Annotated in this window: 18 protein-coding genes, 1 pseudogene and 1 riboswitch; of the genes and pseudogenes, 13 read left to right on the top strand and 6 right to left on the bottom strand. The window is 73.0% G+C overall.

The genetic code is table 11. The annotated features are described in order from the left end of the window. The first annotated feature begins 660 nt into the window (after window positions 1-660). From OG440_RS04855 to OG440_RS04825, 7 genes are all read left to right on the top strand, one after another. On the top strand, window positions 661-1,596 hold the full coding sequence (locus OG440_RS04855) for a glutathione S-transferase C-terminal domain-containing protein (protein WP_406005579.1): 936 nt from the start codon (window positions 661-663) through the stop codon (window positions 1,594-1,596). Between the two features lie 67 nt (window positions 1,597-1,663). After that, window positions 1,664-1,783, top strand: a riboswitch (SAM riboswitch). A 34-nt stretch (window positions 1,784-1,817) separates the two neighbouring features. Next, on the top strand, window positions 1,818-1,967 hold the full coding sequence (locus OG440_RS04850; RefSeq protein WP_406005578.1) for a hypothetical protein: 150 nt from the start codon (window positions 1,818-1,820) through the stop codon (window positions 1,965-1,967). A 211-nt stretch (window positions 1,968-2,178) separates the two neighbouring features. Further along, on the top strand, window positions 2,179-3,159 hold the full coding sequence (locus OG440_RS04845) for an amino acid ABC transporter permease (RefSeq protein ID WP_406005577.1): 981 nt from the start codon (window positions 2,179-2,181) through the stop codon (window positions 3,157-3,159). Continuing rightward, window positions 3,156-3,959, top strand: coding sequence for an amino acid ABC transporter ATP-binding protein (locus OG440_RS04840; RefSeq protein WP_406005576.1), 804 nt, complete (start codon window positions 3,156-3,158; stop codon window positions 3,957-3,959). The genes OG440_RS04845 and OG440_RS04840 overlap by 4 nt, the downstream gene beginning before the upstream one ends. Before the next feature lie 125 nt (window positions 3,960-4,084). Continuing rightward, window positions 4,085-5,107: an ABC transporter substrate-binding protein gene (locus tag OG440_RS04835; RefSeq protein ID WP_406005575.1), complete on the top strand. Its 1,023-nt coding sequence runs from the start codon at window positions 4,085-4,087 to the stop codon at window positions 5,105-5,107. Window positions 5,108-5,405: 298 nt separating this feature from the next. Beyond that, window positions 5,406-6,608 carry an LLM class flavin-dependent oxidoreductase gene (locus OG440_RS04830; protein ID WP_406005574.1) on the top strand — a complete coding sequence of 401 codons (1,203 nt, stop codon included), beginning with the start codon at window positions 5,406-5,408 and terminating at the stop codon, window positions 6,606-6,608. A gap of 19 nt (window positions 6,609-6,627) precedes the next feature. Next, window positions 6,628-8,004 carry an NtaA/DmoA family FMN-dependent monooxygenase gene (locus tag OG440_RS04825; RefSeq protein WP_406005573.1) on the top strand — a complete coding sequence of 459 codons (1,377 nt, stop codon included), beginning with the start codon at window positions 6,628-6,630 and terminating at the stop codon, window positions 8,002-8,004. Between the two features lie 189 nt (window positions 8,005-8,193). On the opposite strand, the gene OG440_RS04820 is transcribed toward OG440_RS04825, so the two are convergent. Beyond that, the gene (locus OG440_RS04820; RefSeq protein ID WP_406005572.1) at window positions 8,194-9,279 is read right to left on the bottom strand and encodes a M12 family metallopeptidase; all 1,086 of its coding nucleotides are present in this window, start codon (window positions 9,277-9,279) and stop codon (window positions 8,194-8,196) included. Between the two features lie 78 nt (window positions 9,280-9,357). Here OG440_RS04820 and OG440_RS04815 point away from each other — a divergent pair. Beyond that, a pseudogene (locus OG440_RS04815) lies at window positions 9,358-11,237 on the top strand (LuxR C-terminal-related transcriptional regulator). Window positions 11,238-11,260: 23 nt separating this feature from the next. On the opposite strand, the gene OG440_RS04810 reads toward OG440_RS04815, so the two are convergent. Beyond that, the gene (locus OG440_RS04810; RefSeq protein WP_406011253.1) at window positions 11,261-13,840 is read right to left on the bottom strand and encodes a CHAT domain-containing protein; all 2,580 of its coding nucleotides are present in this window, start codon (window positions 13,838-13,840) and stop codon (window positions 11,261-11,263) included. Window positions 13,841-14,087: 247 nt separating this feature from the next. On the opposite strand from OG440_RS04810, the gene OG440_RS04805 reads away from it, so the two are divergent. From OG440_RS04805 to OG440_RS04795, 3 genes are all read left to right on the top strand, one after another. After that, complete coding sequence (locus tag OG440_RS04805) at window positions 14,088-15,515, top strand: S8/S53 family peptidase (protein WP_406005571.1); 1,428 nt, start codon at window positions 14,088-14,090, stop codon at window positions 15,513-15,515. A gap of 70 nt (window positions 15,516-15,585) precedes the next feature. After that, window positions 15,586-16,161 (top strand): RNA polymerase sigma factor, encoded by a 576-nt coding sequence (locus tag OG440_RS04800; RefSeq protein WP_406005570.1) that lies wholly within the window; start codon window positions 15,586-15,588, stop codon window positions 16,159-16,161. Window positions 16,162-16,175: 14 nt separating this feature from the next. Further along, complete coding sequence (locus OG440_RS04795) at window positions 16,176-16,664, top strand: hypothetical protein (protein WP_406011252.1); 489 nt, start codon at window positions 16,176-16,178, stop codon at window positions 16,662-16,664. Between the two features lie 249 nt (window positions 16,665-16,913). Here OG440_RS04795 and OG440_RS04790 read toward each other — a convergent pair whose 3' ends face one another. Both OG440_RS04790 and OG440_RS04785 read right to left on the bottom strand, forming a co-directional pair. Then, window positions 16,914-17,714 carry an N-formylglutamate amidohydrolase gene (locus OG440_RS04790; protein WP_406005569.1) on the bottom strand — a complete coding sequence of 267 codons (801 nt, stop codon included), beginning with the start codon at window positions 17,712-17,714 and terminating at the stop codon, window positions 16,914-16,916. Between the two features lie 143 nt (window positions 17,715-17,857). Then, window positions 17,858-20,077, bottom strand: coding sequence for an NADP-dependent isocitrate dehydrogenase (locus OG440_RS04785; RefSeq protein WP_406005568.1), 2,220 nt, complete (start codon window positions 20,075-20,077; stop codon window positions 17,858-17,860). A 218-nt stretch (window positions 20,078-20,295) separates the two neighbouring features. Here OG440_RS04785 and OG440_RS04780 point away from each other — a divergent pair, with 218 nt between their 5' ends. Next, complete coding sequence (locus tag OG440_RS04780) at window positions 20,296-21,846, top strand: M1 family metallopeptidase (protein ID WP_406005567.1); 1,551 nt, start codon at window positions 20,296-20,298, stop codon at window positions 21,844-21,846. Between the two features lie 27 nt (window positions 21,847-21,873). Here the strand turns inward: OG440_RS04780 and OG440_RS04775 are convergent, their stop codons facing one another. Further along, window positions 21,874-22,971: a mechanosensitive ion channel family protein gene (locus OG440_RS04775; RefSeq protein ID WP_406005566.1), complete on the bottom strand. Its 1,098-nt coding sequence runs from the start codon at window positions 22,969-22,971 to the stop codon at window positions 21,874-21,876. Window positions 22,972-23,304: 333 nt separating this feature from the next. Next, complete coding sequence (locus OG440_RS04770) at window positions 23,305-24,372, bottom strand: YbhN family protein (RefSeq protein ID WP_406005565.1); 1,068 nt, start codon at window positions 24,370-24,372, stop codon at window positions 23,305-23,307. Between the two features lie 102 nt (window positions 24,373-24,474). Here OG440_RS04770 and OG440_RS04765 point away from each other — a divergent pair, with 102 nt between their 5' ends. Further along, window positions 24,475-26,361 (top strand): ABC transporter ATP-binding protein, encoded by a 1,887-nt coding sequence (locus tag OG440_RS04765; protein WP_406005564.1) that lies wholly within the window; start codon window positions 24,475-24,477, stop codon window positions 26,359-26,361. Window positions 26,362-26,485 lie beyond the last annotated feature (124 nt).

The raw sequence follows: 26,485 nt of genomic DNA, 5'->3' as shown, positions 1-26,485 counted from the left end.
CGCCGAGGGCCCGGCGGACCGTCCAGGCGGCTTCGGGTCCACGCTGTGGACCAGGCGGCCCGCCGCCCTCGACCCCTTCGCCGACACCGCAGCGAAGACCGCCGGCCCGTCGGCCGAACCGGCCGCCGTCGGCGACCTGGTGCGCCGGTGCGTGGTCGCCGACGCGGATGCGGAAGAGGTCGCCTCCGGCGTACTGGAGTGACTGCGGCCCGGCGCGGTGATCACCGTGCGCCACCGGGCACCCCGACGCGTGCCACCGTCTTGCCGAACGGGCCGCGGAGTGGTTCCCGGAGCGGCACCGGTACTCACCTGGTGGACGCCCCCTTGACGGAGGCTCGAGGCGGATCGACACTCGACACGGGAATCCTAGTGAACGGGTAGGGAAACGATGGGGCGACGGAAGCCGACCACCGGCCGAGCGGGCCGCACGGCATGCTCGTCACCCCTGCTCACCTCCCGCCGTCACATCGACCTGAAGCGCGTGTGCAGCGCCATCGGGTTCCAGGACTGAGCCGGGCCCGTTCCCGCGCCGCACCCGCACCGGCGGTGTCCCACGGACACGGCCGCACCCGGCACGCGCGGACGAGGTCCGTACCTCCCTCTTCGACGTCGCATCCGCCGCGCGTACGTCCCGTGCGCGTCCCGCCTCCGGGGAGAGTCATGTCCGTCACACCACTGGCCGCCCACCTGTCCACCCGGCCCGCCGCCGCCTTCCGGGGCCGGATCGGCCGCGACGCACGCAGCGGCCACTACGCCGTGCCGGGCCGCTACCGCCTCCATCTGACGGCCGGCGACCCCGACTGTCTGCGGATCGCCGTCACCCACAGCCTCCTCCGCCTGGACAAGGCCTGCCCGATCACCTGGCTCCCCGCCGTCCCGGACCGCCCCGACGGAGGCCACTCCGCGCTGCGTCCGCTGTACGACGCCAGCGCGCACCGGTACACCGGACCGGCCCTCGCGCCGGTGCTCAGCGACGACTGGTCGGGGCGCATCGTCAGCAGCCACGGCCCCGACATCGCCCGCGACCTGGCCGCACACGGCGAGATGGGGGCCCCTGCGGACGAAGACCGGGGGAGGCCCGGGGGTGGCCGGCCCACCCTGTACCCGTGCGGCGCGCAGTCGCAGATCGAGGCCGTCGAGCGGATGTGCGCCCAGGGCATCGAGGAGGCGGCCCAGCGTGCCGGAGCGGCCGGCACCGAGGAGGGGGAGCGCGCCGCCGCCCTCGACACGCTGCTCACCACGCTCGCGGTGCTGGAGCGCGGGCTCGGTGCCCACGCCTACCTGATCAGCAATCAGATCACCGCCGCCGACATCGAGTTGTGGGTCGCCCTGGTCCAGCTCGACACCGTGCACCGCCACCACCTGGACGCCGCCACCGTGCACCGCGTCGCCGACCACCCCGCCCTGTGGGCCTACGCCCGCCGGCTGGCCGCTCACACGGCCTTCGGCGCCCACCTCGACCTGGACGCCATCGCCCGTCGCCATCACGCCCGTTGCCAGGGCCTGGAGGCCGCCGGCGCGGCCGTCCAGATCCTGGACTGGGAGACCCACGCGGCAGCGGGATCGATGGTCCACCCGCAGGTCAAGCCGTTCTGAACCAGTCCATCCACTGGACCGCCGTTGACATCCGTCGGGTCGACTGTCTTAACTTACGGCCCAGAACGGTCATGAGTGTCGGCGACAAGCCCTGGCTGGCCGACCGGCAACCCTCGCTCCGCGGTGGGGTGCCCCAGGTGACGACCGGACCGACGTTTCGACAATGACGTATCGGTAAGCGCGAAGGCCCCTCAGGGGCAGGAACAGTGACGGTGACGGACATGTACGAAGCTCATCGGACGGCGCCCCGCCGCTCCCGGGGCTGCGTACGGCCGTACCTCGACATCCTCGTCGCCAACCGCGCCGTCGACCTCCTGCGCGTGAACAGCGCACTGTGTACCGCACCGGGCCGTGCCCGCTGTCGGGGCTGACCGAACCCCCGCACCACAGCCCCGCCTCCGCGTTCCCGACGAACACCGCCCGAGCGGTGTGCCGTTGTCCGCCCCACCCCGGTCTCCCGTACGCATCCGTGCGCCATGCCCTGTTCGCGCCCGCCGAGCGGTCCCCGCCGCCCCGCCGAAGCGCGTCCGGCCGCGCGCGTCCGCCGTGACCCGGGGTGTCCGACTCCCGCCGGAGCCCCTCATGACCGAACCCCCAGGTGCCGTGACCCTTGTCGACGCCGCACCCGCCGTCGACGTCACGCCGCAGAAGCCCACCGCCCAGCGCGTCCAGCCGCTGCGCAGGCCCGGACGCTGGATCGCCACCGCCCTGGCCCTGGTCCTGGTCGCGCAGTTCACCCACGGACTGATCTCCAACCCCTTCTACCAGTGGGACCGCTTCGGCTACTGGTTCCTGCGTCCCGTCATCCTCGACGGACTGCTGATCACCCTCGAAGTGGCCGCCTACAGCGCGGTGCTGGGCCTCCTCGGCGGCATCCTGCTCGCCCTCGCCAGGCTCTCCCGCAGCCCGGTGCTGCGCGCCGTCAGCTGGACGTACGTATGGGCCCTGCGCTCCATCCCGCTGATCGTGGTGCTGCTCTTCCTCTACAACTTCAGCGCCCTGTACCAGACCCTGAGCGTGGGGGTTCCCTTCGGTCCGGCGTTCTTCCGCTTCGACGAGTCCCGGCTGGCCACCGACATGGTCATCGCCGTCGTCGGCCTCAGCCTCAACGAGGCGGCCTACGCCGCCGAGGTGGTCCGCGGCGGCATCCTCTCCGTCGACCAGGGCCAGCACGAGGCGGCCGCCGCGCTCGGCCTGCCCAAGCGCTACCAGTTCTGGAGGATCGTCTTCCCGCAGGCCCTGCGGTCGATCACGCCGAACTACGTCAACCAGCTGATCGGCCTGGTCAAGTCCACCTCCCTGGTCTTCTACGTGTCCCTGCTCGACCTGTTCGGCACCGCGCAGACCATGGGGGCCACCTACCCCGGCGACATCGTGCCGCTGCTGCTGGTCGTCACCGTCTGGTACCTGCTCCTGACCAGCCTCGTCTCCGTCGTCCAGTTCTACGTCGAGCGGTACTACGCCCGGGGCGCCACGCGTTCCCTGCCGCCGACGCCGCTTCAGACACTGCGGTCCGGTCTCACCGACCTGCGGGCCCGCATCCGCCGGGAGGCCGCCGTATGACCACCGAGACCGTGCGCAGCGCCGGCGCCGCCGCGATCGTGCCCGCCGCCGTGGAGGTGCACGACGTGCACAAGTGGTACGGCACGCACCGGGTGCTGGACGGGGTGAGCCTGACCGTGCGGCCCGGCGAGGTGACCGTGATCCTGGGTCCGTCCGGCTCCGGCAAGTCCACCCTGCTGCGGGTCGTCAACCACCTCGAGAAGCCCGAGATCGGCCATGTCAGCGTCAACGGCGAGCCGATCGGTGTCCGCCGGCACGGCGGCCGGCTGCGCGAGCTGAGCGAACGGGCCATCCTGGCCCAGCGCGGCCGGATCGGCTTCGTGTTCCAGAACTTCAACCTCTTCCCGCACCTGACCGTGCTGGACAACGTCGCCGCCGCGCCCGTCGCCACCGGGCGCCTGGCCAAGCCCGCCGCCCTGGAGCTGGCCCGCGAACTCCTCGACCGGGTGGGCCTCGCCGACAAGGCCGGCGCCTATCCCCGGCAGTTGTCCGGCGGCCAGCAGCAGCGCGTCGCCATCGCCCGCGCCCTCGCACAGCGCCCCGGCGTCATCCTCTTCGACGAACCCACCTCCGCCCTCGACCCCGAGCTCGTCGGCGAGGTCCTCGCCGTCATCAAGGACCTGGCGACCAGCGGCACCACGCTCGTCATCGTCACCCACGAGGTCGGCTTCGCCCGCGAGGTCGCCGACCGGGTGGTCTTCATCGACGGCGGGAAGATCGTCGAGCAGGGCCCGCCCGGCGAGGTCCTCGACCGACCGCGGCACGAGCGGACGCGGGACTTCCTCAGCAAGGTGCTCTGACACCTCGACGCCCCCACGCCCGACGCCTCTCACCCGCCCCACGACCCCCACGGGTCCCACACACCCCACAGCCCCCACGCGCCCCACGTCACTCCTCTCCACCCTCCGAGTCCCAAAGGACGGCCATGTCTGCCCACTTCACCCGACGCAGCCTGATCCGCGGCATCACCGCGGCGACCGCGGTCGCCACCCTCGCCACCGGGCTCGCCGCCTGCGGTGGGGACAGCGAGGCCGCCACCACGACCGACAGCGCCGCGGGCAGCGTGACGATCGGCCGGGTGTCCAACGGCGCCGCCGAGGAGACCGCCCTGAAGGTCTCCGAGGTCAAGTCCATCAGCGCCGAACTGCCCGACGCCGTGAGGAACCGCGGCACGCTGAACATCGGCATCGGCGCCCTGCCCTCCGGCTTCGCCCCGCTGGCCTACGTCGGCGACGACCAGAAGACCCTCACCGGGGCCGAGCCCGACCTCGGCCGCCTGGTCGCCGCCGTCCTCGGCCTGAAGCCCGAGACGAAGAACTTCACCTGGGAGAACCTCTTCGTCGGCATCGACAGCGGCAAGGTCGACGTCGCCTTCTCGAACGTCACCGACACCGAGGAGCGCAAGAAGAAGTACGAGTTCGCCTCCTACCGCCAGGACAACCTCGGCTGGGAGGTCAAGAAGTCCAACAAGTGGAACTTCGACGGCGACTACGAGAACCTCGCCGGCCTGACCGTCACCGTCGGCTCCGGCACCAACCAGGAGAAGATCCTCCTGGAGTGGAAGAAGAAGCTGGAGTCGGAGGGCAAGAAGCTCACCGTCAAGTACTACCCGGACCGCAACGGCATCTACCTGGCGCTCGCCAGCGGCAAGATCGACGCGTACTTCGGGCCCAACCCCAGCATCGCGTACAACATCTCCCAGACCGCGGGCACGGCCAACGCCACCCGCAACGCGGGCACCGTCTCCGGCGCGGGCGAGACGCTCCAGGGCCTGATCGCCGCCACCGCGAAGAAGGGCAGCGGCCTCGCCAAGCCGCTCGCGGACGCCATCAACCACCTGATCGAGAACGGGCAGTACGCCAAGTGGCTGGCGGCCTACAACCTCTCCAACGAGGCCGTCGCCACGTCCGCGGTCAACCCGCCCGGACTGCCGCTGGACAACTCCTGAGTCGCGGGAACACCCCGCCGGGCGGCGGCGTTTGGCATCACACCGAGAGGAACGAGGCGCCGCCCGGCGCCGGGGAGGAGGGAGACCGGCCGTGACCCGCATACGCCACGCCGTACACCTCCACTCCCGGCTGCACATCGACCTGCTGCGCGTGACCGGCACGCTCTGTCGCCCCTGACCTCCCCCCCCCCCGGCCCCCGGCCGGGCGGACCCCCTCGCCGCGCTTACCCGGCAGGTGCCCGCGCCCTTCCCGCGCGCGGGCCGGCGCTCTCGTACGGACCTCCAGGAAGGCACCCTCGTGTCCTCGACCTCCTCCTCCCCGCTGCATCTCGCCGTCGCTCTGGACGGCACCGGCTGGCACCCCGCCTCCTGGCGCGAGCCGGTCGCCCGACCGCGTGAACTGTTCACCGCCGGATACTGGGCCGACCTGGTCGCCGAGGCCGAGCGCGGACTGCTCGACTTCGTGACGATCGAGGACGGCCTCGGCCCGCAGTCCTCCCACTTCCTCGACCCGGACGACCGCACCGACCAGGTACGCGGCCGGCTCGACGCCGTCCTCGTCGCCTCCCGGGTCGCCCCGCTCACCCACCACATAGGCCTGGTGCCGACCGTGGTGGCCACGCACACCGAGCCGTTCCACCTCTCCAAGGCGATCGCCACCCTCGACTACGTGAGCACCGGCCGCGCCGGTCTGCGCGTCCAGATCACCGCCCGCCCCACCGAGGCCGCCCACTTCGGCCGTCGCACGATCCCCCGGATCGAGGCCTACGACGACCCGGCCGCCCAGGAGCTGGTGACCGGCCTGTTCGACGAGGCCGCCGACTACGTCGAGGTCGTGCGCCGCCTCTGGGACAGCTGGGAGGACGACGCGGAGATCCGGGACGTGGCGACGGGCCGGTTCATCGACCGCGACAAACTCCACTACATCGACTTCGAAGGCCGCCACTTCAGCGTCAAGGGGCCCTCCATCACCCCCCGCCCGCCGCAGGGCCAGCCCCTGGTCACCGCCCTCGCGCACGACACGATCCCCTACCGACTGGTGGCCCGCGCCACCGACGTCGGGTACGTCACCCCGCACGACACCCACCAGGCCCGCGCGATCGTCGCCGAGATCCGCGCCGAACAGGAGCGGGCAGGGCGGGCCGCCGAACCGCTGCACGTCTTCGCCGACCTGGTGGTCTTCCTCGACGACGCCCCGGCCGAGGCGGCCGCCCGCCGCGACCGCCTCGACGCCCTGGCCGGCGAGGAGTACCGCGGCGACGCCCGCGTCTTCGCCGGCTCGCCCGCCCAACTCGCCGACCTGCTCCAGGACTTCCAGGCCGCCGGGCTGACCGGATTCCGGCTGCGCCCCGCGGTCGCCGGTCACGACCTCCCGGCCATCACCCGCGGTCTCGTCCCCGAACTCCAGCGCCGCGGCGCCTTCCGTCACGCGTACGAGGCCGACACCCTGCGCGGGCTGCTGGGCCTGTCCCGCCCCGCCAACCGCTACGCCGCCGTCTGAGCGGGAGGGAGACCCCACCATGAGCAAGCCCCAGAAGCAGATCCACCTCGCCGCACACTTCCCCGGCGTCAACAACACCACCGTGTGGAGCGACCCGCGGGCCGGCAGCCATATCGAGTTCGGCTCCTTCGCCCACTTCGCGCGGACCGCCGAACGCGCCAAGTTCGACTTCCTCTTCCTCGCCGAGGGGCTGCGCCTGCGCGAACAGGGCGGCAGGATCTACGACCTGGACGTGGTCGGCCGCCCCGACACCTTCACGATCCTCGCCGCGCTCGCCGCCGTCACCGAGCGCCTCGGCCTGACCGGCACGATCAACTCCACCTTCAACGAGCCCTACGAGGTGGCGCGCCAGTTCGCCAGCCTCGACCACCTCTCCGACGGCCGCTCCGCGTGGAACGTCGTCACCTCCTGGGACGCCTTCACCGGCGAGAACTTCCGCCGGGGCGGCTACCTCCCGCAGGACGAGCGCTACGCCCGCGCCAAGGAGTTCCTCGCCGCCACGGGCGAGCTCTTCGACTCCTGGCGGGCCGACGAGATCGTCGCCGACCCGAGCACCGGCACCTTCCTCCAGGACGCCAAGGCCGGTGCCTTCGTCCACGAGGGCCGGCAGTTCGACATCCACGGCCGGTTCAACGTGCCGCGCAGCCCCCAGGGCCGCCCGGTGATCTTCCAGGCCGGGGACTCCGACGAGGGCCGCGAGTTCGCCGCCGAGTCCGCCGACGCGATCTTCAGCCGGTACGCGGAGCTCGAGGCCGGCCAGGCCTTCTACACCGACGTCAAGTCACGCCTCGCCAAGTACGGCCGGCGCGCCGACCAGCTGCTGATCCTGCCCGCCGCGAGCTTCGTCCTGGGCGACACCGACGCCGAGGCCGAGGAGATCGCCCGGGACGTGCGCCGCAGCCAGGTCAGCGGCGCCACCGCCCTCAAGCACCTGGAGTTCGTCTGGAACAGGGACCTGTCCGGCTACGACCCGGACGGCCCCCTGCCCGACATCGACCCGGATCCCGGCGAGCACCACATCGCGCGCGGCCGCGCCCAGGTCCGGATGTACCGCGACCCGCTGGCCACGGCCCGCGAGTGGCGCGAGCTCGCGGAGGCCAACGGCTGGTCGATCCGCGACCTGGTCATCGCGACCGGCAACCGGCAGAACTTCGTCGGCTCCCCGGCGACCGTCGCCAGGACGATCAACGAGTACGTGCAGGCCGACGCCGCGGACGGCTTCATCCTCGTCCCGCACATCACCCCGGGCGGCCTCGACGCGTTCGCCGACCAGGTCGTCCCGCTCCTCCAGGAACAGGGCGTCTTCCGCACCGAGTACGAGGGCACCACGCTCCGGGACCACCTCGGCCTCGCGCACCCGGACGAGGCGTACGGCACCACGCGGGCGGCCTCGTGAAGTCCCTCGCACCCACCGGGCGCGCGCACCGTCACGACCCGCGTCCGTAGCCCGTGAGGCCTCCGGCACCACGGCTCACGGGTCGGGCACGGACCGGTGTGGCCGGGGACGCGTCTCCCTCCCCCGAAGGCGACGCGTCCCCGGCGCTTCCCCCGGCGCCGGACTGTGGTTCAAGGGTGGCCTGACAGCTCACCAGCACATGACCGCCGTCTCGCCCGCGCCCCAGCCGGAGTACAGGCGTACGCGGACGAAGTAGCGCCGGCCCCTGACGAGCCGGATCCTGATCGTGGCGTTGTGCGGGGCGCCGCCGTCGTCGTGTCCCGCGACGAAGCGGGGCTCGCCGTCCCGCTCCTCGAAGACCACGACCATGGAGTCGCTCTCCCCGAAGGTCGCGAAGGTGTACTCGCGGGTCTCGCGCGGCTCGACGGTGAAGTCGACCTGCTCGCCCGGCCCCAGCGACAGCGGCACCGAACGGAACGGCACCAGCGCGGGCGGCCGTCCCCCGTCGGGCGGCGGATACCAGCCGAGGACGAACTCCTTGTCCAGCGGCGACAGTCCGCCCGGCGGATGCACACCCCCGCGGAATTGCTCCGGCTCCAGGATCAGCCCCGCCGCGAAGGGGTATTCCATGACGGACTGCGAGTCCCACACCGACCCGTTCACCTCGGCCGGGTCCAGCTTGCGCAGGATGTTGAACCAGGTCCGGTCCCGGCTCCAGTGGTTCGGCGGACCCGCGAGATCGGCGTACACGGCCTCGTCGTCCCAGTGGAGGCCGGCGAAGGGGCTCTGGTGCTCGTGCTGCATGCCGAGCGCGTGGCCGATCTCGTGCAGGGCCGTCGCGCGCTCCCCGGGCGCGGTCAGATCCCAGCCGAAGTTCATCGTGCGCTCGCCCCGGCCGGCCGACAGCGCGTCCCGGCCCACCGCCGACCAGGAGCCGCCGCCCGGCTGGAACCCGATGCGCAGCTCCGCCTCCGAGCGGTCGGCGACCTCGGCGAACCGCACCCCGATACCCAGCTCCCGCCACTCGCGGAAGCAGTCCCGCACGACCTCCCGCTGCGCCTCGCCGCCGGCCCACGACACCCAGCGGGTCACCCCGGAGCCCGGCAGGGCGATGACCGAACCGTCGCTCTCACCGTCGAGGAAGCAGTAGTGCAGCACCGTGCCGTTGACCCACATCCGCCGTCCGCTCACCAGCGCGGCGAGCCGCTCCACGGCCAGCCCCGGCGCGAACGCGGGGGCCGACTGCCGGGCGAGCGAGCAGTAACGGGCGGTCATGGGCTCCAGGTTGCCGTGCCGGACCGCCGCACCGCCTGAGTCGGGGGCTACTCAAGTCACCCTGTATCAGGCGTGAGTATGCCGACTCCAGTTCACGTGACGTCCTTCGAACCCCGAGACAGCACCCTGCGACCGCCATGGCCGTTCACGGGCCGGGACGAGGAACTGGAGCTCGTCCGCCGCTCGTCGGCGCCGGGCCGGCCCGGCCTGGTCATCACCGGACCGGCGGGCTGCGGCCGCACCCGGCTGGCCCTGGAGGCGATCCGCGGCACCGACTTCACCCGGGTGGCCGGCATCCCCGGGACGCGTGAGCTGCCGTTCGCCGCCTTCGCCCCGCTGCTGCCCGAGGGGGTCACGCTGCACAGGGCGGTCCACCTCCTGTCCGGCGTACGGCAGCTGCTGGTCGACGACGCGCAGCTGCTGGACGACGCCTCCGCCGCCCTGCTCCACCAGCTGGCCGACCAGGGCCGCACCCGGCTGCTGGTCCTCGTCACGAACGGGGGCCGCCCGCCCGGCGCCGTCACCCGGCTGTGGACCGGCGAACTGCTGCCCCGCCTCGCCCTGGAGCCGCTGCCCCGCGAGGAGACGGCCCGGCTCCTCGACGCCGGCGCCGGCGGCCCGCTGGAGCCCCTCACCGCCCACCGTCTGCACCGCCTGTGCGGCGGCGACCTGCGTCTCCTGCGCGACCTGCTGGACGCGCTGCGCGAGCGGAGTCTGCTGACCAGGGACGCGGACACCGGGGAGCGGACCTGGCGCGGCCGGGTGCCGGTGACCCCGGCCCTGCGGGAACGCGCCGCCCCCGTGCTCGCCCGCACCTGCCCCGACGAACGCGAGATCCTCGACCGGCTCGCCTTCGCCGAACCGCTGCCCCTGCCGGCGGAGACCCTGGACCTGCGGATCCTCGAACGCCTGGAGGCGGACGGCCTCCTCGACGTCGACGACGACACCGGCGTCCGCCTGGCCCACCCCCTGCACGGCCCGGTGCTGCGCGCCGAGGCCGGCCGGCTGCGCGCCAGGCGGCTCGGCGGCCGACGACGCTCCGCCGCGTCCGCCCTCGACGCCGAGGCGGCCGGGCTGACCCGCCGCATCGAGCGGGCCGACGTCCGTGCGACGCCGACGCCCGTGGGGGAGTGGTGCGTCGCGGAGGGGGAACCGGTACCCGCGAGGTACGCCGCCGTCCGCCGCGCTTCTCACGGCTGCGGGGAGAACTGCGCGAGGCGGCGGCCTGGGCGAGGGAGGGCCTGGCCGCCACCCCGCAGGACCGCGCCTGCCGCGCCGAACTGGCCCTGGCCGCCGCCCAGTCGGGCGAGACGGGACCATCGATCGACGTCCTCGCCGAGCACCCCGGCACCGCCGCATGGCCACCGGCCGTCCGCGGGGACCTCGACACGGCCCTGAAGACACTCGGGACGACCGAGACCGGCTGCGGTCCGGGCACCGGCACCGGTGACCCCCGCGAAACCCGCGACCCCTACCTCGTCCACGACGCCGTACGCCTGGGCGCCCCCCGGCACGCCGTCCGGCTTCTCCCCTTCGACGGCTGCCTCGCCCGGCATGCCCGGGCCCTCGCCCGGGGCGACGGCCCCGCGCTGGACCTGGTGGCCGCCGAACTGGAGGAGCGCGGGTTCCTGCTCTTCGCGGCCGAGGCGTACGCGCAGGCGGTGGGCGCCCACCGGGACGCCGGCGCGGCCCGCACCGCGCGAACGCGCGCCGTCGCCCTGGCCCGGCGCTGTCAGGGCGCCCGTACCCCTGCCCTGTCGGGTCTGGTCCTGGGCGAACTCACCGCCCGGCAACGGCAGATCGTCACCCTCGCCGCGGCCGGCCTCAGCAACCGGCAGATAGCCGAACGCCTCACCCTGTCCGTCCGGACCGTCGGCAACCACCTCCACGGCGCCTACAGCCGTCTCGGCGCCGGCGACCGCGGCGCCCTTCCATGGCTGGTGGAGCAGCCGGCCTGAACCGGCCGGGCCGAGAGCCGGACTCAGGCCGCCCCGAACGCCGTGAACGCCCAGCCCGTCGCCTGGTGCAGCGCGTCGTCCGGCAGCGCGGCGCGGGCGTCCCGCAGCGCCTCCGCCAGGGAGAGGCCCGCGCTGATGCCCTTGTGCAGGGCCAGCATCAGCGGGACGACCGCCGCGTCGTTGACGGGCGCGCTGCTCGCCACCACACCAGCCGTGCCGAGCGGCAGCAACGCCGTGACCAGGCCCAGGAGTTCGTCCGCGCCGACCGACGCGAGCCGGGCGGTGTCGCAGCTGGAGAGGATGATCCGGTACGGACTGCGGGCCAGCCGCTCGAAGTCGTGGACGATCAGCGGCCCGTCCGCCATCCGCAGGGACGAGAACATCGGGCTGTCCCCGCGGAACGTACCGTGCGCGGCGATGTGTGCCAGCGCGGCCCCGTCCAACTCCCGCAGCACGCGCGACACATGGGCATCCTCCTGCTCCAGCACGATCGGCCTGCCGTACCGCCCGGCCACCTCTGGCACCTCCGCCCCGCAGGACGCCAGCCCCGGGCCCCGCACCAGGACCTGGCGGCCGCCCGGGGGCGGTTCGGTCTCCCGCGCGCGCAGCCAGCCACTGGCCGACGGCGACACACTGACCACCCGCTCCCGCAACGACGGCAGCAGCGCCCACGGCACCCGGTGCAGCCGGGCCGGCGGCACCACCACCAACGGCCCCGGACCCAGCTGCCCCGCCGCCTCGCCGAGCAGCAGTTCCTCCAGCTTCCGCCCCGCCGCCTCCACCACCGGCAGCCGGCCCTCCGCGCCGGGGTGGGCCAGCCGCCGCAGCCCGGCCTGTACGTGTTCGGCCTCCCGCTCCGCCTCGGCCAGCAGCCCGCCCGGGAACCGGCGCACCCGCCCGCCCCCGCACAGCAGCACCTGAACCCGCCCGTCCAGCACGGCCAGTTCGACCAGCCGCCCCTTGCCGAGCCGGTCGAGGAGCCGCCCCGCGTCGAAGCGGTCACCGCCGAACCGGTCACCGCCCCAGGGCGTGACCCCGCGGATGTGCAGGGTCCGGGAGCGGATCTCCCGTTCCAGACGCCGCTGTTCACGCTCCAGCGTCGGCACCGGCCGGCCGTCCATCCGGGCGGCCTCCGCACGGGCGGCGATCACCCGGAAGGCGGTCAGCCCGCTCAGCAGCGCCGGGTCGGCCGGCGGCCGGGTGGGCGGCGTCGACAGCGCCGTGGCCCGCCACCGTTCGCTCCACACCAGCAACTGCCGTGGCCCGCCCCGCTCCAGACTGACCTCCTGGGCCAGCGCGGCGAGTTCGGCGCCCTGCGCTGTGGCCCGGGCCCGCAGCTCCGAGGCGCCCAGCGTCGTGCGGTGGTCGTCGAGGACGTCGAGCCCGCGCCGGCAGGCCTCCAGCACGCCACGGCCCGAGCCGGTCGCCCGCGCCCACAGCGCTTGCGCCGCCCAGCCCGTCATCCGTGCCAGCGGCGGTCCGCTGCGCCTGCTGCGGGCCGCGATCTGCAGGTACCGTTCGGCGTCCGTGGTCCAGTTCAGGTCCAGTGCGATCCGGCCCGCCAGCAGCCAGGCCTGCGGCGCGGCCGGCGCCTGGAAGGCCGCCAGCCGCTCGGCGAGCCTCGCCGCGTCCGCGACCAGCCGCCCGGAGCCGCGTCCGGTGGCCACCCGTGCCTCGATCAGCACCAGCCGGGCGTGCGTCTCCCACCAGGTGCGCCGCTGTCCCGCGAAGAGCCGCTCGGCCACCGCCGCGCGCGCGATGGCCGTCCCCGGATCGCCCGCCAGCCGTGCCGCCCGCGCGGCCGTCAGCAACAGCTCCGCCTTACGGGTGGACTGCCCGCCGATGCCGTCCAGCACCCCGATCGCCGCGTCCGCCTCGGCCAGTGCCTCCGGTGCGAGACCGGCCGCCATCAGGACCTCGCAGCGCCGGATGTTGAGCATGAACGTCGGCGTGCCGAGCTTGGCGTACCGCTCCTCCGCCTCGTCGAGGAGCCGCAGCGCGGCGGGGACGTCCCCGGAACGGAAGGCTGCCAGCCCGCGGCTCTCCACCGCGTCGGCCTTGTCGTGCTCCTGCCCGGTGGTGTCCCACAGTGCCTCGGCCGCCGTGAAGTCCGCCTCGGCCCGGTCGACCGCCCCGAGGGCCAGATGCACGGTGGCGCGCAGGGTGAGGGCGCGCGCCGTCCAGATGACGTCGTCGGCCTGGCGCAGCACGGGGATCGCCCGGCGTACGTCCTCCAGCGCCTCGCGATGATGGCCGAGGACCCACAGGGAGTACGCCCGCCGGTACATGACCCGCGCGCGGGTGTGGCCGCTCCCGCGCTCGACCCCCCGCTCGAAGGCGGCGAGCCCCTGCCGGGTGCGGCCCGCGTGCACCAGCGCCACGCCGAGCGTGCCGAGGACGTCCGCCTCCCGCTCGGCAGAGTCCGCGCGGGCCGCGAGGTCCCGGGCGCGCCGCAGATGGTCCAGGGCCAGGCGCATGTCGCCCCAGTCCCGCTGCCAGATGCCGATCACCTGGTGGGCGACCGAAGCGTGCAACGGCGTCGGATCGGTGTCCAGCACTCCTTCCGCCTGCGACAACGCGTCGCCCGGGGCGGCGAACACCATCGGCAGCAGTTCGAGAACCGAGTCGTTTACCGCTGTCACTCCACGGATGGTAGTGCTCCGGCCTGCACGCCACACCGGTTCGGCACCGTATCCACCAGTAACAATTGGACGTCGTGTCAACGGAGTCGGCAGACCGAGGGGCGCGCGACCGCAACCGCACCACCCCCATCCGCCGTCGCACCACCTGTATCAGACGGCCGTCCCGCGGGTCTTGCTGTCGACCACCGGCTGTAGGGGAGGACACGCCATGGCACCACAGCGATTCCACGAGCAGTTCGACCACCTCCAACGTTCGCTGCCCGACGTCCCGTTGGCGATGGGACCGGACGACTCCGCCGAGTTCATCTACGAGAAGGGAGTCGTCCTCGCGCGCGACGGCGAGGAGGCCCGGGTCGTCGAGGACGCCGTCCGCGCGCACTTCACCGCGACCGAGGGCCTGGTCCCGGACCACGTGCGCCGCGCGGGCCCGCAGACCAACCGCTCGGGCATCACCCGGATCCGGGTCGGCGACCCGGGCGAGGGCGGCCGCGCAGCCGACCCCACCGTCGCGGGCGCCCTGCGCGCGCTGCGGGAGACGGAGGGCCGCGCCGGCCGCCGCATGATCAGCCGCAACCACCTGGTGTCGATCGCCGTCAACGCCTGCCCCGGCGACGAACCGGTGCCCGCCCCGCGCAGCGCCCGGCCCAACCCGGCGGCGGCCCCGGCGGACGACGCCGCGGAAGGCACGGACGCCGTCGGCGTGCTCGTCGTCGACACCGGTCTGACCCACGACTACCGCTCCTACCCGCTGCTGGCCCGCACCGAGGGCGACGCCCAGGTCAGGGAGACCGACGAGGAGGGGATCCTCCAACAGTACGTCGGACACGGCACGTTCATCGCCGGGCTGGTCGCGGCCGTCGCGCCGCACACCGACGTCACCGTGCGGGGCACCCTCAACGACGCCGGCGCGATCCTGGAGTCCGAGTTCGGCGAGCGGCTCTTCGACGCCGTCCAGAGCGGCTGGCCCGACATCCTCAGCCTCTCCGCCGGCACGTCCAACGGCCGGGTCGACGGCCTGCTCGGCGTGGCCGCGTTCATGGAGGAACTCCAGGCGCAGAAGACCCTGCTGGTCGCGGCCGCCGGCAACAACGGCAGCGCCGCGCCCTTCTGGCCGGCCGCCTACGCCTCGCTGCCCGAGTACGCCGACGCGGTGCTGTCGGTGGGCGCGCTGCGCGGCGACGGCGAGTTCGGCGCCTGCTTCAGCAACCACGGCCCCTGGGTCCGGGTCTACGCGCCCGGCGAGCGTCTCACCAGCGCCCTCACCGGCTTCGACACCCCCGTCCCGTACGTCTACCAGCACTCCACCTACGACGCCTGCCGCTACGGCTTCACCTACTCCTGCACCTGTCGCTCCCCGCGTCACACCGGCGTGCTGAGCGAGGCGCAGCAGGCCGCCCCGGGCAAGCCGGACCAGGTGATGTTCGAGGGGATGGCGTCCTGGAGCGGCACGTCCTTCGCCACACCCCTGGTGGCCGGGCTGGTCGCGGCCCACATGACCGCGCACGGGCTCACCGACCCGCGGGCCGCCGCCCGCCGGCTCCTCGCCACCGGCTCCGAGTTCGCGGAGGTGCGCGGTGCGCACGTCCCGGCACTGCTTCCGCCCACCTGGCAACCGGTCCCGGCAGGTCCGGCGTGAGGGCGGCATGACGTCCGAGAGGGGCCCCGCCACGGCGTACGATGACAGGCCGTACACGAGGGGTGGGGCCGTGGACCGTACTGATGTCGGCGCGCTCGTCCAGTCCGCCGTCGACGGTGACACGGCGGCCTGGAAGGCGCTGGTGGACGGGCTGAGCCCACTGGTGTGGTCGGTCGTGCGCGCGCATCGGCTCTCCGACGCCGACGGGCACGAGGTGTACCAGACCGTGTGGTTCCGCTTCGCCCAGCATCTCGGGCGGATCCGCGAGCCGCACAAGGCCGGTTCGTGGCTCGCGAGCACCGCGCGCAACGAGTGCCTGAAAGTGATCAAGAGCTTGAGGCGGCTGACCCCGACCGACGATCCGCTGCTGCTCGACCGGGCCAGCGAGGACCGCACGCCGGAACAGTCGGTGCTGGACTCGGAGGAGGCGGCCGCGCAGAGCGAGCGGGTCCGGTTCCTGTGGCAGGAGTTCGAGGCGCTCGGCGAGCGCTGCCGGCAGCTGCTGCGGGCGCTGATCGCCTCGCCGCCGCCCAGTTATCAGGAGGTGTCGGCCGCCCTGGGCATCGCCGTCGGCAGCATCGGACCGATGCGCCAGCGATGTCTGCGCCGCCTGCGCGCCCGACTCGACGCACGGGGAGCCCTGTGAACGGCATGAACGGTATGAACGACGACGGGCAGGACGACATCTTCGGCGAAGTCCCCTTCGTCGACGAGGAGTTCGACCACGACCGGCTGGAGGAGGAACTCCGCCAGGCCGCCGCCATCCTCGACCCGGTGCCGGCCGAGCTGCGGCGGGCCGCCATCGAGGCCTACGCCCTGCACGACCTGGACGCGCGGATCGCCGAGTTGACGTTCGACTCGCTGGTCGACGCCATCCCGGTGCGCGGAGCGGTGGACGTGCCGCGGATGCTGACCTTCCACACGGGTGGGCTGACGGTCGACGTCGAGGTGACCGACGAGGGGCTGATGGGTCAGCTGCTGCCGCCCCAGTCGGCCTCGATCGAGGTACTGCACGGCCCCCGGGCCGGCGCCTCGCTCACCGCCGACGACATGGGCCGCTTCGCCTGCGACGCACCCCCGGGCGGCCCGTTCGCCCTGCGGCTGCGGACCGGCGCGGAGGTGGTCGTGACGGAGTGGCTGCGCGCCTGAGACCACGGGCGACGGGCGCTCACGCGGCTCGATCCGGCGGGATCCGCCGGCGCGCCCGGGCGCGTCACGGCCGTCGGACGGCCGACTTCCGCCGGGCGACGGACTTCTCGCCGGACGACGGACCTACCGTTGGACGGCTGCCTTCCGGCGCGAGGCGACCCGGTCGGCCGGGACCGCGAGCCGCCGTCCCGGCGACGGGCCGTCACCGGGCCCCGGCCGCCCGTCCGGTGCGGGTGCGCGAACCGCGGGTCAGCCGGTGACGGCGTCGACGAGAGCGGCGAGCGCCGAGGCGAGCCGGGTGAGTCCCGGCCCGGCCGGTCCGCCCGGCTCGGTCATGTACGTGTCCCGCCGGATCTCCACCATCAGCGCGCTCACCCGGGGCTCCTTCCCGTAGTACTCCAGGGGCACGTAGGTGCCGGCGAACGGGCTGTCGAGCCCGGTTTCCCCCACCGCGTCCCCGAACGCCCGCCGCGCGACGGCGAGCAGGTCGGCCGGGGTGTGGAAGGCGTCGGTGCCGAGGCATACCGGCGGTCGCGGTCCCTCCCCGTGCAGCTCGTAGGGCAGCGGCTCGGCGGGGTAGGAGTGGACATCGACGACCACGGCCCGTCCGACGGCCGCCAGCCGCTCGGCGACGGCGTCGGTCATCGCCTGCGCGTACGGCCGGAAGTACCGGGCGACGAGCGGCTCGGGGTCGGTCTCCTGCGGCCGCAGCACCTCGCCGTGCGTGGTCCGCGTGTAGACGGCGCCCATGCCGACGGCCCGCATCTCCTCGCGCTCGTCCGGGAACCGCTCCGGATCGACGACGAGCCGCGACAGCCGGTTCACGAACCGCCAGGGCGTCACGCCGGCCAGCCGCGTCGCCGCCTCGGCGATCTCCGCGGTGTGCGAGTCGGTGATGTGGTCCATCTCCCGCTCCAGCGCCGCGTCGTCCAGCACGATGCCCGCGCGCACCCCGGCCGGTATCTCCCGGGCCGAGTGCGGCACATGGAGGATCACCGGCGAGTCGGCGGCGCCGGGCAGGACGCGGAAGGACGGCACGGCAGGGGTCATGAGGCTGCTCCGGGGTGGTGTCGGTGGCATGGCGCGTGATCAAGATGCCACGGCGGCGGGTCGGGGGCGGGCGCACGACCGCCCCGGCCGGGAGAGACCCGGCCGGGGCGGAGGTGGGTGGTGCTCAGGGGTGCGGCGGTGCGTCAGTTCAGGGACGCGAGGGCCTCGTTCCAGGTGGCCGACGGACGCATGAACGCCGCAGCCTTCGCCGGGTCGGGCTGGTAGTAGCCGCCGATGTCGGCGGGCCGGCCCTGAACGGCGTTGAGCTCGTCGACGATGGTCTGCTCGTTCGCCGCGAGGGTCTCGGCGAGCGGGGCGAAGGCCTTCGCCAGGTCAGCGTCGTCGGTCTGCGCGGCCAGCTCCTGCGCCCAGTACAGGGACAGGAAGAAGTGGCTGCCGCGGTTGTCGATGCCGCCGACACGACGGGTCGGGGACTTGTCCTCGTTCAGGAAGGTCGCCGTGGCGCGGTCGAGCGTGTCGGCGAGGACCTTGGCGCGGGTGTTGCCCGTGAACTCGGCGTACTGCTCGAAGGAGGGCACGAGCGCGAAGAACTCGCCGAGCGAGTCCCAGCGCAGGTAGTTCTCCTTGACCAGCTGCTGGACGTGCTTCGGCGCGGAACCGCCGGCACCCGTCTCGAACAGACCGCCGCCCGCCATCAGCGGGACGACCGACAGCATCTTGGCGCTGGTGCCCAGCTCCAGGATCGGGAACAGGTCGGTCAGGTAGTCACGCAGCACGTTGCCGGTCACCGAGATGGTGTTCTCACCGCGGCGGATGCGCTCCACCGACAGCTTGGTGGCCTCGACCGGGGCGAGGACACGGATGTCCAGACCCTCGGTGTCGTGCTCCGCCAGGTACGCCTCGACCTTGGCGATCAGGTTCGCGTCGTGCGCGCGGGTCGCGTCCAGCCAGAAGACGGCCGGGTCGCCGGTGGCGCGGGCGCGGGTGACGGCCAGCTTCACCCAGTCCCTGATCGGCGCGTCCTTGGTCTGGCAGGCGCGGAAGATGTCGCCGGCGGAGACCGCCTGCTCGATCACCGCGTTGCCGGCCTGGTCGACGAGGCGGACCGTGCCGGTGGTCGGGATCTCGAAGGTCTTGTCGTGGCTGCCGTACTCCTCGGCCTTCTGCGCCATGAGGCCGACGTTCGGGACGGAGCCCATGGTCGACGGGTCGTAGGCGCCGTTGGCGCGGCAGTCGTCGAGCACGGCCTGGTAGACGCCGGAGTACGAGGAGTCCGGCAGCACCGCGAGGGTGTCGGCCTCCTGGCCGTCCGGGCCCCACATGTGGCCGGAGGTGCGGATCATGGCCGGCATCGAGGCGTCGACGATCACGTCGGACGGCACGTGCAGGTTGGTGATGCCCTTGTCGGAGTCGACCATGGCCAGCTTCGGGCCCTCGGCGAGCTCGGCGTCGAAGGAGGCCTTGATCTCGGCGCCCTCGGGCAGGGACTCCAGGCCCTTGTGGATACCGCCCAGACCGTCGTTCGGGGTCAGGCCGGCCGCGGCGAGCGTCTGGCCGTACCGAGCGAACGTCTTCGGGAAGAAGGCGCGCACCACGTGACCGAAGATGATCGGGTCGGAGACCTTCATCATCGTGGCCTTGAGGTGCACGGAGAACAGCACGTCCTCGGCCTTGGCCCGGGCGATCTGCGCGGTGAGGAACTCGCGCAGCGGCGCGACGTGCAGGACGGAGGCGTCGACGACCTCGCCCTCCAGGACGGGTACGGACTCGCGCAGCACCTTGGTGGAGCCGTCGTCGCCGACCAGCTCGATCCGCAGGGAGCCGGCCTCGGAGATCACGACCGACTTCTCGGTGGAGCGGAAGTCGTTCTCGCCCATGGTCGCGACGTTGGTCTTCGACTCCGACGACCAGGCGCCCATGCGGTGCGGGTGGGTCTTCGCGTAGTTCTTGACCGACGCGGGGGCACGGCGGTCGGAGTTGCCCTCGCGCAGGACCGGGTTCACGGCGGAACCCTTGACCTTGTCGTAGCGGGCCTGGATCTCCCGCTCCTCGTCGGTCTTCGGGTCGTCCGGGTAGGCCGGCAGCGCGTAACCCTGCGCCTGGAGCTCGGCGACCGCGGCCTTGAGCTGCGGGATCGACGCCGAGATGTTCGGCAGCTTGATGATGTTGGCCTCGGGCGTCTTGGCCAGCTCACCGAGCTCGCTCAGCGCGTCCGGGATCCGCTGGTCCTCGGTCAGGTACTCCGGGAACACGGCGATGATCCGCCCGGCCAGCGAGATGTCCCGCGTCTGGACGGCGACACCCGCCTGCGAGGCGTACGCCTGGACCACCGGCAGGAAGGAATACGTCGCCAGGGCCGGGGCCTCGTCAGTGTGCGTATAGATGATGGTCGAGTCAGTCACCGGGTGCTCCGCTCCACGTCTGCAACATTGCTCGACATCAAGATATCTCGTGACCGGCGCCGGCTCGACAGGGGTCTCCTCACACCCCGGTCGCACCCCGGGACGGCCGGATGTGCTTCCGGTGCAACCGAAGCGGCCGTTTTCGTGGTCATGGAGGTAGATCTCGACCTCATCCGACGGCCGGACCGACCACCCGGCCGCCCCAGCGAAAGCGGACCATGAGATATCGCAGCAGAGTGACGGCCCCGGCGGCCGCGCTGATCGGCACGGCGGCAGCAGTCCTGGCCGGGGGAAGCGCGGCGTACGCGGACACGGACAGCAAGCCCGCCGACGCACCGGGCCCCGAGACCCTCGGTGACCCCGTCTTCCCGGCCCTCGGCAACGACGGCTACCGCGTGGGCGCCTACCACCTCGACTTCTCCTACGACCCCACGACCACCCTGGTCGACGCCACGGCCACCTTGGAACTGCGCACCACCCAGGCCCTCACCCGGCTCTCGCTGGACGCCCTGGGCCTGGACATACGCACGGTCCACGTCGACGGCCGCGCGGCCACCTTCGAACAGGTGGACGAAAAGCTGCGCATCACGCCCGCCCGGCCCCTGGCCACCCGGGCCCGGGTCACCGTGTGCGTGACCTACACCGCGGACCCGCGCCGCGCGCTCGCGCACACCGCGTGGGTCCCGACGGCGGACGGCTTCGCGATCTGTCCCCAGCCGGACTCGGCGCACACCGTGTTCCCCTGCAACGACCATCCGTCGGACAAGGCGGACTTCACCTTCCGCATCACCGTCCCCGCCGCCCTGCGGGCCGTCGCGAGCGGCTCGCTCGTGTGCACCGAGAACCTGGCGGGCGACCGGACCGCGTACACCTACCGCTCCCGCTCGCCGATCGCCACCGAACTGGTGCAGATCACCGTCGGCGACTACATCGTCAAGAAGCGGAGCGGCCCGCACGGACTGCCGCTGCGCGACGTCGTCCCGGCCGCCCGCGCCGAGGCCCTGGAGCCCGCCCTCGCGCTCACCCCCGGCCTGGTCGAATGGCTCGAGGCCCGGCTCGGCGCCTACCCGTTCGAGACGTACGGGCTGCTGCCCTGCAACACCGACGACCCGAACGCCTTCGACTTCACGGGACTGGAGACCCAGACCCTCACCCTCTACAAGCCGAACTACCTGCTCCAGGCGGAGCCGAAGATCGGCTCGCACATGATGCACGAGCTGGTCCACTCCTACTTCGGCAACAGCGTCAGCCCCGCCACCTGGGCCGACCTGTGGCTCAACGAGGGCCACGCCGACTTCTACGGGCTGCTGTACCGCTACGAGCGGGGCTGGGCGGACTCGCTGGGTCTGACCACCTTCGAGGCCCGGATGAAGGACACCTACGCGCGCGGCGACCAGTGGCGCAGCACCTCCGGCCCGGTCGCCGCGCCGAACGCGGCCAACCTCTTCGACAGCCAGCGCTATCTGGGCGGCGTCCTCGTCCTGTACGCACTGCGTCAGCTCATCGGCGAGGACGCCTTCCATACGGTCGAGCGGACCTTCCTGGCCCGCCACCGCGACGGGTCTGCGTCGACCGAGGACTACATCGCCGTCGCCTCGCGGACGAGCGGGCAGGACGTGTCCGGCTTCCTGCGGGACTGGCTGTACGGCACGACGACCCCGAGGATGCCCGGCCATCCGGACTGGACGGTCACCCCGGTGACGCCGTCCCTCACGGCGCCGCGCCGGCAGGCGGGCGTGCGCTGGCACGAGAACTCGGCCACGCTCTGACCCGGCGGCCGACGCCGTCGGCCGCCGTCAGTCGTGCAGGGCGGTCACCCCGCCCTGCACGAAGTCGTCGACGCTCCGCTGCTGCGGGATGACGACCGTGCCGGACTGCAGGGCCACCGTGCGGGCCGGCGCCGGGATCCGGATGCCCTCCTCCCGGTAGCGGCGGTGCAGCCGCTTGATGAACTCGTGCTTGATCCGGTACTGGTCGCTGAACTCGCCGACACCCAGGATCACCGTGAAGCCGATCCGCGAGTCGCCGAAGGTGTGGAAGCGGATGGCGGGTTCGTGGTCCGGGAGGGCGCCGTCGACACCCGTCATGACCTCCGCGATGACCTCCGAGGTCACCCGCTCCACCTGCTCCAGGTCACTGTCGTAGGCCACGCCCACCTGCACCAGGATCGTCAACTGCTGCTCGGGGCGCATGTAGTTGGTCATGTTCGTCTTGGCGAGCTGCCCGTTGGGGATCACGACGAGATTGTTGGAGAGGGCGCGCACGGTCGTCTGCCGCCAGTTGATGTCCTCGACATAGCCCTCCTCGCCGCTGCTCAGCTTGATGTAGTCACCGGGCTGGACGGTCTTGGAGGCCAGGATGTGGATGCCCGCGAACAGGTTCGCGAGGGTGTCCTGCAGGGCCAGTGCGACGGCGAGACCGCCGACGCCCAGGGCGGTGAGCAGCGGAGCTATCGAGATGCCCAGGGTCTGGAGCACCACCAGGAAGCCGATCGCGAGCACCAGGATCCGGGTGATGTTCACGAAGATGGTGGCCGACCCGGCGACACCGGAGCGGGAGGAGGTCACCGACTGCACGAGCCCGGCGACGACCCGCGCCGCCGACACGGTGACCACGAAGATCAGCAGCACCGTCAGACACTGGTTCACCGTGTGCTGGACGGCCTTCGTCAGCGGCAGCACCGCGGCCGCGGCCGCCGCGCCGGCGGCGGTCATCGACCAGGGCACCACGGTGCGCAGCGCGTCCACGACGACGTCGTCGCCGCTCCACCTCGTGCGCTTGGCGTGCTTCGCCAGCCAGCGCAGCAGCGTGCGGGACAGGAAGGCCGCCAACAGTCCGGTGGCCAGGGCGATTCCGGCGACGACTGCGTCGTCCAGGGTCAGGGCGCGGTTCACCGGTCACCTCCGGGAAGTCGACCCGCGGCACGCGGGGCCGTCGACGGCCGGATGTGAAGTCTCGTCACGATGTCACCTGTTCGGTTCCGGGATGTGCGGTGGCGCCCGCCGTTCGCGCTGCGGGCACGACCGCTCATCCTGCCGTATCCGGCACGGGAGTTCGTACCCGAGGATCCGGACGCGGTGGCGGGATCCCGCAGTCCGGACGATGCCCTCGCCCGGTTCGGCCCGCTCGCGGTCCGATCCGTGGGCCGGTGTGATCCGTGGGTCACGGGGGTGGGCGTCGCGTACGGACGGCGGGCCACCGTGAGGCGCCCGAGGCCCCGCGGTGCCTCAGATGACCTTCATCCGGACCAGCGCGCCGAGCGTCAGCGCGCCCGGCAGCAGCGGCAGCCACACCGTGATGATCCGATAGCCGACCACCACCGCCGTGGCCACCGCCACCGGGCCGCCCGCCGCGACCAGCGCCACGATCAGCGCCGCCTCCACCGAGCCGATCCCGCCCGGGGTGGGGACCAGCGCGACCGCCACCGTCGCCGCCAGGTACGCGACCGCCATGTGCGCCATCGGCACCGGCAGCCCCAACGCCCGCCCCACCGAGGCCAGACCGGCCGCCTGAAGCACCGGGAAGGCCAGCGAGCCGCCCCACAGGGCCAGCGCCCGGGCCGGACGGGAGTGCACCGAGCGCGCCTCGCCGAGCGCGGTGCGCAGGAAGGAGCACACCGCCGACCGCAGACGCCGTACGAAGGTGAGCGCGCCCGCCACCACCAGCACGGCCGCGCCGAGGACGCCCAGCAGCGGGCCGAGCGCCCCGTCGGGCAGCAGGGAACCGAGCCGCAGCGCGTCGGGGAAGACGAGCAGCAGCACGGTGAGCAGGCCCACCCGGGCCACGCCCTCCGCCAGCAGATACAGCGCGAGGGCCGCGGAGGAGCGGGCCAGGGGCACCCCGCACACGGTCATGAACCGCAGGTTGACCGCGCTCGCGCCCAGCCCCGTCGGCAGCAGGTGGTTGGCGGCGCCGGCCGCGAACTGCGCGGCCAGCAGCCGTCGTCCGGGCAGCCGCTCCACCACCGCGCCCTGCCGGGTGACGGCCGCCGCCACCCACGTCAGACAGGTCGCTCCGAGCGCGGCCAGCAGCCAGGGCCACTGCGCGCTCCGCAACTGCGCGAAGCCCTCGACGAGAACGGACCGGTGCCGCACCGCGACCACGGTGACGAGCAGGAGCGGAAGCAGGCACAGGATCTGGCGCACCGGAACGCGCCGGGCCGGTCTGCCCGGGGGAAGGGGGGCGGGACGAGGGGCGGGAAGGGGAACGGGAACCGCTGTCACACTCGGAGAGGTTCTCCGCGCGGTGCCAACTGAGGGTTGCCGGAGCGGGGACGGAACATTGCGTACGGTCATCGGGTCCTTCGTCTGATCCTTCGGCGTCGAAGATGTCGACGATGTCGAAGATGCGCGGAGAAGGTTGACCTCAAGGTTGCTTGAGGTCTTACGGTCACTTCCATGAGCATGGAGAGCACCGCCTGGACGCAGCTTTACAGCGTCATGAACGCCCAACAGGAACGCCGCCCCTTCGACCGGGTGACCTTGCGCCGCATCGGCGCGTTCGCCCGCCCGCACCGCCGCCGGATGGCGCTGTTCGTCCTGCTGGGGGTGCTGACCGCGCTGCTGGCGGTCGCCACCCCCGTACTCGCCGGACGGGTCGTCGACGCGATCGTGTCGCACGGCGACGCGGACGCCGTCGTCCGGCTGTCGCTGTTCATCGCGGTCATCGCGGTGCTGGAGGCGGCGCTCGGCGTCCTGGGCAGGAAGCTCTCGGCGACGCTGGGGGAGGGGCTCATCCTGGATCTGCGCACGGCCGTGTTCGATCATGTGCAGCGGATGCCGGTCGCGTTCTTCACACGTACCCGTACGGGAGCGCTCGTCTCCCGACTCAACAACGACGTGATCGGCGCCCAGCGGGCTTTCAGCAACACCCTCTCCGGAGTGGTCTCCAACGTGGTCACCCTGGTACTCACCCTCGCCGTCATGCTCACCCTGTCCTGGCAGGTCACCCTGCTCGCGCTGGCCCTGCTGCCGGTCTTCGTCATCCCGGCCCGGCGGATGGGCAGCCGGATGGCGGGCATGCAGCGCGAGGCGGCCACGCTCAACGCGGCGATGGGCACCCGGATGACCGAGCGCTTCTCGGCGCCCGGCGCCACCCTGGTCAAGCTGTTCGGCCGGCCCGAGGAGGAGTCGGCGGAGTTCGCGGCCCGGGCCGCCCACGTCCGGGACATCGGCGTCCGTACGGCCACCGCCCAGTCGGTGTTCATCACCGCCCTGACCCTCGTCTCCGCCCTCGCCCTCGCCCTCGTCTACGGCCTCGGCGGCCGTCTCGCGCTGAACGGCACCCTCGAACCGGGCGCCGTCGTCGCCCTCGCCCTGCTCCTGACCCGCCTGTACGCGCCGCTGACCACCCTCGCCGGGGCCCGGGTGGAGGTGATGAGCGCGCTGGTCAGCTTCGAGCGGGTCTTCGAGGTGCTCGACCTGAAGCCGCTCATCGAGGAGAAGCCGGACGCCCGCGAGGTGCCGCCCGGTCCGGTCTCCGTCGAGTTCGACGACGTCCGCTTCGGCTACCCGTCCGCCGACAAGGTCTCCCTTGCCTCCCTGGAGGAGGTCGCCTCACTCGACTCCCGCGGCGGCGCCGAGGTCCTGCACGGGGTCTCCTTCCGCGCCGCTCCCGGCCAGACGGTCGCCCTCGTCGGCTCCTCGGGCGCCGGCAAGTCGACCATCGCCCAGCTGCTGCCGCGCCTGTACGACGTCGACTCGGGCGCCGTCCGGATCGGCGGGGTCGACGTCCGTGACCTGAGCGCCGGCTCCCTGCGGGCCACCCTCGGCATGGTCACCCAGGACGGCCACCTCTTCCACGACAGCGTGCGCGCGAACCTCCTGCTGGCCCGGCCCGAGGCCACCGAGGACGAACTGTGGGACGCGCTGCGCCGCTCCCGCCTCGACGACCTCGTCCGCTCGCTTCCCGACGGTCTCGACACGGTCGTGGGGGAACGCGGCTACCGTCTCTCCGGCGGTGAGCGTCAGCGTATGACCATCGCCCGGCTGCTGCTGGCCCGCCAGCGCGTCGTCATCCTGGACGAGGCCACCGCGCACCTCGACAACACGTCCGAGGCGGCCGTCCAGGAAGCCCTCGCCGAGGCCCTCGCGGACCGTACGGCGGTCGTCATCGCCCACCGCCTGTCGACCGTGCGCGCCGCCGACCTGATCCTCGTCGTCGAGTCCGGCCGGATCGTGGAACGCGGCACCCACGAGGAGCTCCTGGCGACCGGCGGGCGCTACGCCGAACTGCACCGGACGCAGTTCGACCAGCCGGGCATGACGGAGGCGGCCGCGCACTGAGGCGGGGGCGGGGGCGCCGACGGGGGCGGGGCGGGGCGGCAGCGGGCGGCGGGGGCGGTGCGGTGGCCCCACGGGCCGCCGGCTCTCCGGCTCCCGATTCTCCGGCCCCTGCCCCTCCCGCCCG

It is taken from the genome of Streptomyces sp. NBC_00637 (assembly GCF_045161545.1).
GTDB lineage: Bacteria > Actinomycetota > Actinomycetes > Streptomycetales > Streptomycetaceae > Streptomyces.
This window is presented reverse-complemented; position numbering and strand designations above follow the sequence as displayed.